Raw genomic sequence first — 13,735 nt, 5'->3', positions numbered from 1 at the left:
TTAATTAACTTTCGTTATAATTGGTTAAATAAATCGTAACAGTTAGTTACCCTTTGTTTCATAATTTGTGTAATAAAGATTTTTAATTTCACCTAGTTAATTAATGTGGTGAAGTATCATTTATCATTATATTACAAATGCATTATTTTTCCAACAATATGAATTCGACATTATTTTGACAAGATTTAAAGAATACGCTTACAACCTTTTGTTTATCTTAAAATAACATTTTTATATCTCTTCTAAAAATGTACAAAAATACTTCCACCTATTCACATTATTAACAAATTTATAGTACCTTGCAAAGAATAATAGCAAGTGATATATTTGTAAATAATGGGATACCCATTATTTGGAATTTTATTCACGATTAGTATATCTCCTTTCAAAAAGTAGATATAGATTGAGTGTGCTGTTTAGAAAAAAGATAGGATTTTCAGCCATAATTCATCATTTTATAAAGGAAAGTGATTGTTATGAACAAAAATGAATTTTTAGAGCAACTTAGTTCTTCCCTACGGAATATGCCTAATTTAGAAAAAGAGGATATTATCTCGGAGTACGAAACTCATTTTATTAGTGGTAAACAAGATGGAATATCTGAAGAGGAAATTTCTAAAAAGCTAGGAAACCCTAAAACTATCGCTAAAGAACTTAATATTTCATATGTAATAAGTAACGCTGACAATAGGCGCAGCCTAAAAAATATTATGACAGCACTGTTTTCTGTTATGAGCTTAAGTGTTTTAAACTTTATATGTATCATTATCGCCTTTTTCCTATTACTCTTTCTATTACCGCTTCTTCTAGCACTTATAATTGCCACTCCGTTATTAATTATTTCACCTATCTTATTAATAGGATTAGGATTCTTTAAAGGGTTTCATCAAATCAGTTATTCCGATGTTTACAATGTATTCATAGCCTTTTGCATCGGCTTACTAATATCCGTCATATCTTATCAAATGATAAAACATATATACTCACTTTTAGTTAAGTATTTAAAATGGAATTTAGCTATTTTACAAAGATACTAATGAATGTAAAAGGAGATTAATATGAAAAAGTATATTTTATACCTACTCACGTTACTTACAATTTTATTTCTATCAGCTTGTTCAAACAGTGTACAACCTAAGGAAGAAAACGATGTACAATCTATTAAAGATGTTGCTATTAAAGTTCCAGAAAATATATTTAGTTCCTCAAAGAAAAATGAAACTATTAATGAAGACGAAATGAAACAAAATATAAAAAATTATATAGATTATAGTTGGGAGTTATCTGAAAATATTATCCCTCTCGCTTCAACAAATTCTGATAAGAATTTCACAGAATCTGACCAAGAAAATTTACAAAAACTAATTGATTTAGCGAAACAAAACGATATGAATTTCCATGAGTTTATTAGTAATAATAATTTACCTAATGATTATAAAAAACCTTCAAAAGAAATCTATGAATTTATGTCATCATCTACGGCTATTTTCGTAGAACTAGATCAAGAATTAGACAAACTCGCCCAAGATGGTAACTTATTCAAAACCGATTTTTCTTTTACAAAGCGCTTTGAGAAAGTTAATGGTAGGAAGCAAAAAGAAATTGAAAAGTTTTTGAACGAAAAAAATATTAAAACTTCAATTAACAGCAATAAAAAAAATTAACAGATGTATTACATACCCCTTTCAAAATAACCAATAAGAAATGGCTATTTTGAAAGGGAGTTTTTGTGGTATAACTATTAAATTCCCTAAACAAAAAAGACACTCCTAAACTAGGAGCGTCTTCCACTATTAAGCTTGTTGTTGCGCGCTATATAATTCTTCAAGTGGCTTCATGATAATTTTGTTAACGTCACCGATTACAACGTTTAGGCGTTGCTCAGTTTCCATTAATTTTGTAATTTTAGCATCTTGTTGAATGCGAGCTACAACTTCTTGTGCTTGTTGGTTGTCTTCTTCAGTGATTTCTTGGCCTTGCATCATTTTTTGTTGTAGGCTAAGTTGCATTGTACGGAACTCATCGAATAAATTCTTTGAAGCTGTGTCAGCTTGAACTGCTGCGTAGCTCTCTTTTAAAGTTTTGAAGTCTTCGTTTTCAGCGATTGCTTTTTGTAATTCATATGCAACATCATGAATGTTCTTTGTCATTTTATTTTTCCTCCTTTAGAAGGCTAGCGCTTTTCATACGCACTGCCTTTTCAGTGCATTTACATACGCACCTCTTCTTACCATATCAAACTATGCAAGAGATGTGAAGAAATTTCACTTTTATTTCTATGTACTCACCTTATTATCTAAGAAACAATAGTAACAATCCTTGCATGAGACCGATCATTCCACCTAATAATGCTCCTAAATACGTAATCATTTTCAATTCGTTTTTCGTAATAGACAGAACTAAGTCTTCTAATCTTTCTGTTGAGAATGTAGACACTTCTTGCTGAACAATTTCCGCAAGGTGTAGATTATTTAGTATACTCTCTACGTTTTCTGTTCCCCACTTCAAGCCTTTCTTTACTGCACTCGGAACCACTTTTTCAATAATTGTTTCTCGAACCGGCTCACATACTTGCTGAACAGATTGATTTAAAAACTTACTCACTGTTTCCTCTACTTTAACTGCTGACAGCACGGAGCTTACAATCATTTCTTTCTCTACAAATGCTTCTAATTCTTTTACATCTCTTCCTTTTAACTTTTCCCACTCTTTTTGCAGTACGTCAGTTAAAAGCTGCTTTGTACCATCTTGACCTAAAAACTTAATAACTTCTGGCTGCACACGATCCACTACACTTACATTTCCTAAAAACATTCCGACTAAGTTAAGTAGCGTTCCGCGAGAAGCAAAGAAATCATCAATCATTTTTGAAAGACGTGCTTTCCCTTCTTCACTTTCAAAAAAGCTAATTCCTCGCTCTAAAATAAACGCCGAGACATTCGGAATCGCATTCTCTACTTTTTCATTTACAGAATGAGGTAAAGCCTGTTCCCATGTATATGTATAATACTCTGCTAAAAATGCATGAATTTTTTCTGTAATAACATGTTCGATTTTTCGAGTCGCTTCTTCTTCTACATGCGCTACATTCCATTTTTCTAACATATGTCGCAGTGATTGTTCATTCGTAATTACTTTATCCACTTCCACTTGCGCCCAGTGAATTAAACCTTTTTGAAACTCTTCATTTGTTAGCTTTTTTCCAATTCCTTCTGGTGTTAACAAATGTTCTACAACCATATTTCCTAATTGAACAGCAAGTTCATCACGACGCTTCGGAATTAACCCTGGTGTAAATGGAACTTGAAACTTTCCGATATAAATAGGACGATGAGGACGAAATAACATTTTTATCGCTAAATGATTCGTATATCCCCCAATAATTGCTCCGAGTCCTGTCGTCGTTAACATATTTAACCATATATTCATTACAATCAACCTTTCACTTCTCCAAAACTATAGCATATCATCATACGGACAAAAGTATAATGGTATAAAAACGTATTTGCAATATATAGCTTCGCCTATTATGCAAATAGTAGTAAAGGAGTGATTTCGTTGGTTCTCGGTCTTTTAGCTTCTAAACTTCATTACGAACAAACGTATTACACCGAAATCGCTAAACGCGCTCGGCTTTATCATAATGTCGTTGCCCAGTTTACGCCATTTTGTATTGATTCTAAAACAGACCTTATTTCTGGTCTTATTTACGATACAGATACAGGAAAATGGAAAGAGCAAACATTCCCTATTCCTTCTTATATATATGATCGTTATTCTTTTCACGAGGAAACAGACTTTGAAAAAGCAAAATCAATTATTCACTCTTTGCACAATCGTCCTTCCACTACCTTTTTAAATAACACACTTATTAATTTAAGTGAACTACATGATTTATTTCTCACTAATAAAAAACTGTCTCCTTATATACCAAAATTTGAAATTGCAACGATACAAAACATTTTCAAACTGTTGTTAAAAACTAAAGATATTATTATACGCCCCACTAATATACATTCTAAGGATAACTTATATCGAATTGCTTACAAAAATAAAACGTTTCATATCGATACAGTAAATGAAAAATACCATACTTCTATTACAAACAAACGGACAGACGAATTTATATCTTGGTGTAAATCTAACATACGTTCATCCCGTTACATAGCACACACTATGCTACAACCACCAAACCAATTAACATATCCACTCCACATTCGAACCATTTTGCAAAAAAACAAAGAACAAACCTGGAATGTTATAGGTCAATTTATACAAAAAAGCTCATTTCCTAATCAACTTTTACCCTCAACAACGGACGATGATTCATTACATTCATTTTCAAAAATTAAATACGTACTATCTAGTACGGGTGTGCAACTATTGCAAGATGCTTTACACGACATTGTAAATGAAGTATTCCAAACACTAGATCAGTCTTATTCTTCGTTATTTGAACTAGAACTTTCCACAATTATGGATCAAAAAGGCGCAATTTGGCTTATGTATGTCAACACAATTCCCCCTTACGAACAATACATTCGTCATAGTGATTCATTAGCTGAAAAGATATTTCACGGACCACTTAAATTCAGTCGCTTTACACCATAATGAAAGGAGGTAAACCTATTTTGAAAGAACATATATATACATTAAACATTTCAGATGAACATCCAAATAGTATTACTTTACCTTACGTTTTTTCTATTACGCCACCTATTACATCCCTCTCCTTCGGTATACGTCACATTGCAAGTGAAGAGGTGAAAATTCATTATTCCTTTACTCGCGAAATTATTATCGGAAAACATATTGCCGAAAAACTTTTACTACCTCAATCCACTACTATTCATGCATTCACACAAAACCAAACAATTATTTTCGGACCATTAATCGGCATTTTTACAACTGGCTTTAACGATGATTCTTCTAACCCTTTAGGAAATCGTTCAATTGCTCTCAGTGAGTTGTTAACACCACCATTCTCATTACGACCGTTCGTATTCGTCTTTGGCGTTCAGCATATAAACTGGGAAGAAGAAACGATTGAAGGATATTTCTTTCAAGAGAAACAATGGATAAAGAAAAAGGTCCCTTTACCAAATGTTATTTACGATCGATTACCGAATCGACAAGCAGAAAATTACAAACCGATCGTCAGAGCAAAAAGAAAGTTAGAACATGACTACTCCATTCCATGGTTTAACCCAGGATTTTTCAATAAATGGGACGTTCATCAACTTCTTATAAAAGACGAATCAATTAGACACTTATTACCAAACACAGAAGCATTTCAGCATTTTGAACAAGTAGAACGGTTTCTTGGCACGTATAAATCTGTGTACATGAAACCAATACACGGGAGCTTTGGTAGAAATATTCATCAAATATTTTATTCTCAAACAGAGAATTGCTACTACTGTCGTTATCGCGAAAATGAAAAAAATAAACTGAGAAAGTATCAATCATTAGAAACTCTTCTAAACCACGTATTAAAAGGACATGATTTAAAAAAGTTTATCGTACAGCAAGGTATTTCATTACTTCGCTTCGATGGGCAACCTGTTGATTTCCGCATTCATACAAATAAAAACCATTTCGGTAATTGGATAGTTAGTGCAATCGTCGCCAAAATCGCCGGCAAAGGCAGTTTAACAACGCACGTAAATAGCGGCGGTGATACAAAATTGCTACAAGAGCTTTTTCCAGATTCAACGAAACAAGTTCAAATTGAAAATAAATTAAAACATACTGCCTTACAAATAAGTTACGCGCTCGATGAACAAGTAACCGGAAATATTGGAGAAATCGGTTTTGATATCGGTTTAGACACAAAGGAAAATCCGTGGCTCTTTGAAGCTAACTCTAAACCTGGGCGAACTGTATTCCAAGATGAAAAATTAAAAGAACAAAGTGAAATGACGCGCCAATTATTTTACGAATATGCCGTCTACTTAACTGAACATTCTTTACGTGATACAAAAGAAAAAATGTCTCAAATAAAATCAGGGACTTCATCAAACACCGAACATATCCCTTCTCCTATGATTCACTCACAAATACAAAAACAAAAACTTCCACCTAGATAATAAGGTGGAAGTTTTCTATTTACACAAGTTTCACTACAACCTCAGTTTCCACGTTACATACTCCGCAATAAAAAATATGATTGCAATATTCATTTGAATTATTATGCGTTAAACCATCTACTGCACTTAATAATTCTTGATCCATATAGGCACTATAATCGTCTATGTAATCTACAGACTTCCCATAATCTTGGAGTATACTTTGGCAATTTTGACAAGAATATGTTTGTGATTCTAATGCGTTGCAAAGCGGGCAAATCCCCATCATGATTCCTCCATACGTTATCGTTTAAAGCCTCTCTTTTTTAGATTGAAGAGAGCACCTACCCATGCATAGGAGCGGTCACTCCATCCCTACTTAAAAATAGAACTATGAAGTCGCTACCGATTTCATTTCAATAAATCATAAATAAGAAGCTAATAATTAGCCTACAAGTAGCAGGCTACAATGAGAAAATTATATTTAATATCCTCCTTAGTTTGGCCTGTTTTCTTAAAAATACAACGATTACTCTTATTTCATAATTTACGAAATCAATACGTTTTTTTGACAAAATTTACAAATTATTATTTTGTATATCTTTCTAGGTAACATCCATACTATGAGTACAAACTTAATTACCGATGGATTAGCGCCAACCGGGGCGATAATCTGGTTCAACTCCAGCTAGTCCAACCAAAAAAAATTTTTATAACTCTAAGGAGGATATATTCCTATGGCAAACCAAAATTCTTCAAATCAATTAGTAGTACCAGGTGCAACAGCTGCAATCGATCAAATGAAGTACGAAATCGCTCAAGAATTTGGTGTACAATTAGGAGCAGATTCTACGGCTCGCGCTAACGGTTCAGTTGGTGGAGAAATTACAAAACGTCTAGTTGCAATGGCTGAGCAAAGCCTTGGCGGATTCCACAAATAAATATATATGGCAAAAAGGTCTCAAGGCATATGCCTTGAGACCTTCCTTAATTTATTGCAACATTTGTAAAAACTTCTTCGTACGTTCTTCTTTTGGATTTGTAAATACTTCTTCTGGTGTACCTTGTTCGACAACGACACCACCATCCATGAAAATAACACGGTTGGCAATTTGATGTGCAAAACGCATTTCGTGCGTTACAATAACCATCGTCATGCCTTCTTTAGCAAGTTCTTTCATTACTTTCAAAACTTCTTGAACGAGTTCAGGATCAAGCGCTGAAGTCGGCTCATCAAATAGTAACACTTCTGGCTCCATCGCAAGCGCACGCGCAATTCCAACGCGCTGTTGTTGTCCACCTGATAATTGGAATGGATATAAATCCACTTTATCTGCTAAACCAACTTTTTCAAGGAAATAGTTTGCTTTTTTCTTTGCTTCTTCTTTCCCTACTTTTTTCACTGTAATGAGCCCTTCCATTACATTCTGAAGTGCTGTTAAATGAGGGAATAAGTTATGGTGCTGGAAGACCATACCTGTTTGTGTACGAAGATTTACAATATCTTTCTTCGATACTTTTTGAGCGAAATTAAGCTCTTTATTACCGATGCTAATATTACCAGCATCCGGTGTTTCTAGTACGTTGAGACAACGCAAGAATGTCGTTTTACCAGATCCAGACGGCCCAATAATAACAACAACCTCGCCCTTCTCAACTGATAAATCTATATGCTTTAGTACGGTATTATCTCCGAAACTTTTTTGTAAGTGCTGAATTGAAATCATAAAAACAAAAACTCCTTTTGTAAAAGGATTATTTTAACGTATAGCGTTCTGAACGCTTTTCTAACATCTGTTGTACGATTGATAATAAGAAACAAATAACCCAATAAATAAGACCTGCTTCGAAATAAACAATTAAAAACTCATAGTTCATTGCCGCAATTTCCTGCGCTTTTCGGAACATTTCTGTTACTAAAATTAACGATGCTAATGAAGTATCCTTCACTAAGCTAATAAATGTATTCGAAAGCGGCGGGATTGATACACGCGTTGCTTGTGGTAAAATAACACGTTTTAACGCTTGCGGGTATGTCATCCCAATTGTGTAAGCTGCTTCCCACTGCCCTTTCGGAATGGAAAGGATAGAAGCACGAATAATTTCCGATGCATATGCACCGACATTTAATGAAAATCCAACAACTGCTGCTGTATATGGCTCAACTTCAATATTAAGAGTTGGAAGTCCATAGAAAATAATAAATAATTGTACAAGAAGTGGCGTTCCGCGAATGATAGATACATAGATACGAGCAATCCATTGTAAAATACGACTACCAGAAATACGTGCGAGCGCTGTTAACGTTGCCAGTATAATCCCGATAATAAATGTAATAAGCGTTAATGGAATTGTTGTAAAAACAGCTTCCTTCAGCATAGGCATGAAGGAAGTCTGCATAATATCTATCCAAGTAGACAATCGATCTGAAACCAATGCACTACTTAGATACATTTTCACCGAACCATTTTTTCGTTATTTTGTCATACGTACCGTCTTTTTTCATATCTTCTAACGCTTTATCTACTTCTTGTACAAGCTTATCGCTACCTTTACGGAATAAGAATCCACTTTCTGAAGCTTCTTTTTCAGTATCTACAATTTTAATTTTCGCATCTTTTTTCGTTTCTAAATAATTTAATACTGATAACTTATCATTAATTGTAAAATCAACGCGTCCTGAAGCTAATAATTCTGCTGCTTGGCTAAATCCTTCTACACCAATAATTTCCGCACCATTTTTCTTAGCGATATCTGCATAGTTACTCGTTAAAGATTGTGCTCCTTTTAGTCCTTTTACATCAGCAAATGTAGCAGGCTTATCTTTATCTTTTGCAATAACTAATGCCGCTGAAGATGAAACGTATGGCTTAGAGAAATCGTATTTCTTTTGACGATCTTCACGAATACCAACTTCGTTTGCAACCATATCGAAACGTTTTGCATCAAGACCAGCAAGTAAGCTATCCCATTGTGTTTCTTTAAATACAGGTTTTACACCTAAACGTTTTGCAACTTCTTCTGATAGTTCAACATCAAATCCAGTTAATTTATTGCTTGAATCGTGGAACGTAAATGGTGGGTATGTACCTTCTGTACCAATTACAAGTTCACCGCTTTGTTTAATCTTTTGTAACGCGTCTTGACTAGCTGTATCTTTTTTCTCTTCTTTACCGCAGCCGGCTACAATCCCGATCGCTAATGTAGTTACTGCAAGCACTGAAAATAATTTCTTCATGATTGTAATCCTCCAAGTATTCTGATAGGAATTTAAAAACTATATTGATTGTATGCAATCTTGAACAATTTTTCAATGAAAATGTTCTTATTTAGTTTATCCTTTTTCTTCATAATCAAACAAAAGGGAAAAATAACGATACATACAAAAAATAAGTAACATTTTTTAATATAGCATCAATTGTAGGAAAGGTAAAATAATACTTCTTAATTATGTACCTTTATCGCCGACATTTTGCCAACAAAAAAGAACTTGCGACAATCGCAAGTTCTTCCCCGCATTAAGCGCTCTGGTTTCCTTCCATTTGCGTTTTGTACATATCGTAATAACGCCCACGCTTTTTCATCAATTCATCATGAGAGCCTTTTTCTAAGATTGTTCCTCTATCGAGTACAATAATTTGATCCGCACTTTTAATTGTTGAAAGACGGTGAGCAATAATAAATGTCGTTCTTCCTTTTTTCACAACTTCTAGTGCTTGTTGAATCATCGCCTCTGTTTCTGTATCAATACTAGACGTTGCTTCATCTAAAATTAAGATAGCTGGATCAAAAGCAAGTGCCCTAGCAAATGAAATAAGCTGACGTTCTCCAGTGGAAAGCGTACTTCCCTTTTCTGTAATTTCTTCATTTATATTGTTTGCAAATCTTTCAGCACCAACATCACGTAACGCCTTTACAATACGCTCTTTTGAAATTTTTTCGTTCTCTAAGCTTACATTGGAAGCGACCGTCCCGCTAAAAAGAAACGGGTCTTGCAATACGATTCCCATATGCTCACGAGTTGCTTGTTTCGGCATTTCTCTTACATCGTGACCATCAATCGTAAGCTTTCCTTTTTCAAACTCATAAAATTGAAAGAGTACATTCATGATAGAACTTTTTCCTGATCCAGTATGACCGACAAGTGCCACTGTCTCGCCTTGTTTCGCTTCAAAAGAAATATTTTTTAACACTTCATCTTTTCCATTATAAGAAAATGATACATTATCAAATTTCACATTTCCTTTTAAACGAGGCATACGTTCTTCTTCTACCGCTTCCCCTTTTTCCTCTAACAATTCAAAGACACGTTCTGATGCAACGCGCGCTTGCTCTAAGTTGGCAAGCTGGTTCACCATATTCGTAATTGGCGAGAATAATCGTGTTAAATAATCGACGAACGCATACAGTACCCCAAGTGAAATAATACCTGTAGCACTTAATGACGCACCGCCGAAATACCAAATCACTCCTGTGAAAGCGATATTTTTTAATACGGATACCAAATTGTGTGAAGTTGCTGCATTTAAATTTAAAATTTTATTTTGATACTTAAAATAATCGCCATTTAATTCTTCAAACTCTTTTTTCGTTTCACGCTCTTGACGGAACGCTTGAATAATCGGCATCCCTTGAATGGATTCATTCACCGTTCCATTAATATCAGATAAACGAGAGCGCATTTTATGATTATATACAGACGCATATTTTCTATAAAGAATCGCCCAAACAATTAAAATTGGGATAATTAATAAACATAATGAAGCGAGCTTCACATCTAATAAAAATAGCGCAGCGAATATCCCAATAATATAGATGATACTAGAAACGAATGTTGCCAGCACCGTTACATATAAATCACGAATGGCCTCTGTATCATTCGTCACACGCGAAACAATTTTCCCTGCCGGTAAATGATCAAAGTACCGAATTGGCAACGTTTGAATATGAGAGAAAACATCCTCCCTCATAATTTGAATAATTTTGTTCGCTGCCTTCTGCAAAAAGAACTGCTTTCCGTATGCAAATAATGATACGACTACTAATAAAGCGAAATAGCCACCACCAAGTAATAATAGACGGTTTATTTCTGGTTTATAAAACGCAAACACTTCTTCTTTCGTTAATGCCTTCGCTTTATACACTTGCACCGCCTTACCATTTTGAACGGTAATCATATCTCCTTTTACAGTACGTGATCCTTCAATATTCACTTTATTCGGTACAAAGTAATATTGAAAACCGACTTGCATTACGCGTACTTCTTTACCTTTTGTCTCGCCTTGTTCAAAGCGATCACTTCGCTTATAAAACGCGCCATTATATGAAACAGCTTCTTCACTCTTTTCTGTTTCATACCAAGGTTTCTCTATCCCGACGATATGATCATCAATCATCGTTTTAGCGACGAAAGGACCAGCAAGCTCTGCAATGACGAAAATTAATAACATCAGCATCGCTGCAAAAATCGTCCCTTTCACTTTCATCGCGTATTGAAACAATCGTTTTGAAACGCTCATATTTTCACCCCACTATCCGCACTTTCACTTTCACCTTGTTGTCTTTCAAACTGTTCAGCATACCAGCCTCCCTTTTGGATAAGCTGAGCATGTGTACCTTCTTCCATTACTTCACCTTCGTCCATAACGAGAATCCAATCCGCATGTTGCACTGCAGATAAACGATGCGTCGTAATAATCGTCGTCTTTCCGCTTCTTTCTGTTCTTATATTTTCAATGATCGCTGCTTCCGTACGAGCATCTACAGCTGATAAAGAATCATCCAAAATTAAAATTTCTGGATTTTGAATAACAGCTCGTGCAATCGAGATCCTTTGTTTTTGCCCTCCTGATAAAGAAACACCTTTCTCTCCAACGAGCGTTTCTAACCCTTCTGATAAAAACTCTAAATCCTTTTTAAACGCCGCAATTTCAATCGCTTTCTCGAGTTCGTCTTCAGTCGCTTCCCTATTTCCGAATAAAATATTTTCTCGCGCTGTTTTTGAGAACAAAATATGCTCCTGCGGTACATAGCCAATCCACCCGAGTACATTTTCATTCGTTATTTTATCTAATGTCACATCAGAAACTGCAATATCTCCATCTCCAAGCGGATATTGACGAAGAAGTTGACGTATAAGCGTCGTTTTCCCACTTCCTGTTTTTCCGACAACCCCAAGCGTTTCTCCTTGCTTTAATGTGAAAGAAACCTTTTTTAAATTTTCTTCAGTTGATGAAGGATATGAGAAAGACACATCATCAAACTGAATATAATCCGGCTCTTGCACAAGCTTTGGATGTTTCGGATTCTTTACATCTGGCTCATACGCTAACGTTTCATTCACACGGTCAAGCGAAGCATTTCCTCTTTGCATAACATTAATTAATTCACCAATTGCAAACATCGGCCAAATCATCATCCCTAAATACACGTTAAAAGAAACGAGTTCACCAAGCGTCACCTTTGACTGGAACACAAGGTATGCACCGTACACTAAACCGATTAAATAACTAAGACCGACAAGCATTTTCACAGTTGGTTGGAATAATGCATCAATTCTCGCTACCTTCATATTTTTTTCGTAGACGTCATCTCCTAAATGATGAAATCTTTCCTCGTCTGCATTCTCTTGTACGTATGCACGAATAACGCGCACACCAGCGATTGATTCAAGCACTTTATCGTTCATATCACCAAACGCATCTTGCGCAACGGTAAATCTTTCATGCAATTTCTTTCCATATATATTCATCGCATACGCCATAATTGGAAGCGGGATAAGCGCTGCAAATGTAAGCTCCCAACTAATTGTAAATCCCATCATAAAAACGATCGTAAGCATGTATAAACTAGAATCTACAAGCGTTAATATACCAAAACCAGCTGTCATAGCGATTGCTTTTAAATCATTCGTTGCCCTCGCCATTAAGTCGCCAGTACGATTTTTTTGATAAAAAGTCGGCGTCATCTTAAGTAAATGACCCATAAATTTAGAGCGCATCGTTTTCTCAAGTACAAATGCACCGCCAAACAATTGATGTTGCCATACGAAAGTGAGGCCATATCCAACGATCGTAACCCCTATTAAAATAAGAATAGACTGTATAATAGCTTCGTTTGATAACGTTCCTGTTTTTATGTTATCTATCGTAACCCCTAACACTTTCGGGGGAATCACTTCAACTATATTCACAATTAAAAGAGCTCCAATGGCAATACTATATCTCTTCCAGTGCTCTTTAAAAAACCACTTTAACTTTAGTAATACTGATAACAATGTAACCTCTCCCTTCTCGTTCTCGTTTACTTCTCATTTCTTTATCCACTATCCAAACCCATTACATTTACATTTCGTAACCCATACAATCTCATCACATTTTTCCACCTTCCAAAGTTTTATATAGGAATATGGAAAATAAACAAAAAAAAGCATACCGCCGCTTGACGATATGCACAGGAATGCATAAAAAGCGTACGTTACGATATACGCAACGTACGCTTTTTATAAGACAAAGATGCCCTATATATCCGCACGGGTTGCGTAATGATATAAATGTTTTCTGCCATTTAACAGACCTAAGCTCATTACATTTACAATTACAATCATTACGCACACCCCCTTCATTTATTTTCCATTTATAATCTTACAACTTTATTGAGTATTCTGT

The 13,735-nt window shown here is 34.9% G+C and carries 13 protein-coding genes; 5 read left to right on the top strand and 8 right to left on the bottom strand.

Annotated elements, in window-relative coordinates; genetic code table 11:
• Positions 1-476: 476 nt before the first annotated feature.
• Positions 477-1,037, top strand: a complete 561-nt coding sequence (locus tag OXT04_RS19060) for an HAAS signaling domain-containing protein (RefSeq protein ID WP_001038638.1) — start codon at positions 477-479, stop codon at positions 1,035-1,037.
• Between the two features lie 21 nt (positions 1,038-1,058).
• Positions 1,059-1,664 carry an NDxxF motif lipoprotein gene (locus OXT04_RS19055; protein WP_065228364.1) on the top strand — a complete coding sequence of 202 codons (606 nt, stop codon included), beginning with the start codon at positions 1,059-1,061 and terminating at the stop codon, positions 1,662-1,664.
• 129 nt (positions 1,665-1,793) lie between these two features.
• Here OXT04_RS19055 and OXT04_RS19050 read toward each other — a convergent pair whose 3' ends face one another.
• Positions 1,794-2,150: a YlbF/YmcA family competence regulator gene (locus OXT04_RS19050; protein ID WP_000164614.1), complete on the bottom strand. Its 357-nt coding sequence runs from the start codon at positions 2,148-2,150 to the stop codon at positions 1,794-1,796.
• A 142-nt stretch (positions 2,151-2,292) separates the two neighbouring features.
• A complete protein-coding gene (locus OXT04_RS19045) occupies positions 2,293-3,429 on the bottom strand; it encodes a DUF445 domain-containing protein (protein WP_029948477.1) in 1,137 nt (378 codons plus the stop codon).
• A 129-nt stretch (positions 3,430-3,558) separates the two neighbouring features.
• Between OXT04_RS19045 and OXT04_RS19040 the strand changes: the two genes are divergently transcribed.
• Positions 3,559-4,611: a YheC/YheD family endospore coat-associated protein gene (locus tag OXT04_RS19040; RefSeq protein ID WP_016513646.1), complete on the top strand. Its 1,053-nt coding sequence runs from the start codon at positions 3,559-3,561 to the stop codon at positions 4,609-4,611.
• Positions 4,612-4,631: 20 nt separating this feature from the next.
• Positions 4,632-6,089: a YheC/YheD family endospore coat-associated protein gene (locus OXT04_RS19035; RefSeq protein WP_000658097.1), complete on the top strand. Its 1,458-nt coding sequence runs from the start codon at positions 4,632-4,634 to the stop codon at positions 6,087-6,089.
• Between the two features lie 19 nt (positions 6,090-6,108).
• Here the strand turns inward: OXT04_RS19035 and OXT04_RS19030 are convergent, their stop codons facing one another.
• A complete protein-coding gene (locus OXT04_RS19030) occupies positions 6,109-6,354 on the bottom strand; it encodes a hypothetical protein (RefSeq protein WP_000510474.1) in 246 nt (81 codons plus the stop codon).
• Between the two features lie 451 nt (positions 6,355-6,805).
• Here OXT04_RS19030 and sasP point away from each other — a divergent pair, with 451 nt between their 5' ends.
• Positions 6,806-7,009, top strand: a complete 204-nt coding sequence (sasP, locus tag OXT04_RS19025; RefSeq protein WP_000013338.1) for a small acid-soluble spore protein, SasP family — start codon at positions 6,806-6,808, stop codon at positions 7,007-7,009.
• A gap of 51 nt (positions 7,010-7,060) precedes the next feature.
• Here the strand turns inward: sasP and OXT04_RS19020 are convergent, their stop codons facing one another.
• From OXT04_RS19020 to OXT04_RS19000, 5 genes are all read right to left on the bottom strand, one after another.
• A complete protein-coding gene (locus OXT04_RS19020; protein WP_000623591.1) occupies positions 7,061-7,795 on the bottom strand; it encodes an amino acid ABC transporter ATP-binding protein in 735 nt (244 codons plus the stop codon).
• A 28-nt stretch (positions 7,796-7,823) separates the two neighbouring features.
• The gene (locus tag OXT04_RS19015; RefSeq protein WP_000281499.1) at positions 7,824-8,522 is read right to left on the bottom strand and encodes an amino acid ABC transporter permease; all 699 of its coding nucleotides are present in this window, start codon (positions 8,520-8,522) and stop codon (positions 7,824-7,826) included.
• Positions 8,509-9,306, bottom strand: a complete 798-nt coding sequence (locus tag OXT04_RS19010) for an amino acid ABC transporter substrate-binding protein (protein WP_000732856.1) — start codon at positions 9,304-9,306, stop codon at positions 8,509-8,511. The genes OXT04_RS19015 and OXT04_RS19010 overlap by 14 nt, the downstream gene beginning before the upstream one ends.
• Positions 9,307-9,586: 280 nt before the next feature.
• The gene (locus OXT04_RS19005) at positions 9,587-11,587 is read right to left on the bottom strand and encodes an ABC transporter ATP-binding protein (protein ID WP_267416666.1); all 2,001 of its coding nucleotides are present in this window, start codon (positions 11,585-11,587) and stop codon (positions 9,587-9,589) included.
• On the bottom strand, positions 11,584-13,344 hold the full coding sequence (locus OXT04_RS19000; protein ID WP_098256994.1) for an ABC transporter ATP-binding protein: 1,761 nt from the start codon (positions 13,342-13,344) through the stop codon (positions 11,584-11,586). Before OXT04_RS19000 ends, OXT04_RS19005 begins: the two co-directional genes overlap by 4 nt.
• Positions 13,345-13,735: the final 391 nt, after the last annotated feature.

The sequence above is a fragment of the Bacillus sp. GC_Bacil_1 genome (assembly GCF_026540675.1).
GTDB classification, from domain to species: domain Bacteria; phylum Bacillota; class Bacilli; order Bacillales; family Bacillaceae_G; genus Bacillus_A; species Bacillus_A cereus.
Note: the sequence above shows the minus strand (reverse complement) of the source record. Positions and strands in the feature narration are given on the sequence as shown.

Excerpts from the sequence above, each read along its gene's own strand:
- OXT04_RS19060 (WP_001038638.1), top strand. The coding sequence starts at position 477 with ATGAACAAAAATGAATTTTTAGAGCAACTTAGTTCTTCCCTACGGAAT.
- OXT04_RS19055 (WP_065228364.1), top strand. The coding sequence starts at position 1,059 with ATGAAAAAGTATATTTTATACCTACTCACGTTACTTACAATTTTATTT.
- OXT04_RS19050 (WP_000164614.1), bottom strand. The coding sequence starts at position 2,150 with ATGACAAAGAACATTCATGATGTTGCATATGAATTACAAAAAGCAATC.
- OXT04_RS19045 (WP_029948477.1), bottom strand. The coding sequence starts at position 3,429 with ATGAATATATGGTTAAATATGTTAACGACGACAGGACTCGGAGCAATT.
- OXT04_RS19030 (WP_000510474.1), bottom strand. The coding sequence starts at position 6,354 with ATGGGGATTTGCCCGCTTTGCAACGCATTAGAATCACAAACATATTCT.
- sasP (WP_000013338.1), top strand. The coding sequence starts at position 6,806 with ATGGCAAACCAAAATTCTTCAAATCAATTAGTAGTACCAGGTGCAACA.
- OXT04_RS19020 (WP_000623591.1), bottom strand. The coding sequence starts at position 7,795 with ATGATTTCAATTCAGCACTTACAAAAAAGTTTCGGAGATAATACCGTA.
- OXT04_RS19015 (WP_000281499.1), bottom strand. The coding sequence starts at position 8,522 with ATGTATCTAAGTAGTGCATTGGTTTCAGATCGATTGTCTACTTGGATA.
- OXT04_RS19010 (WP_000732856.1), bottom strand. The coding sequence starts at position 9,306 with ATGAAGAAATTATTTTCAGTGCTTGCAGTAACTACATTAGCGATCGGG.
- OXT04_RS19005 (WP_267416666.1), bottom strand. The coding sequence starts at position 11,587 with ATGAGCGTTTCAAAACGATTGTTTCAATACGCGATGAAAGTGAAAGGG.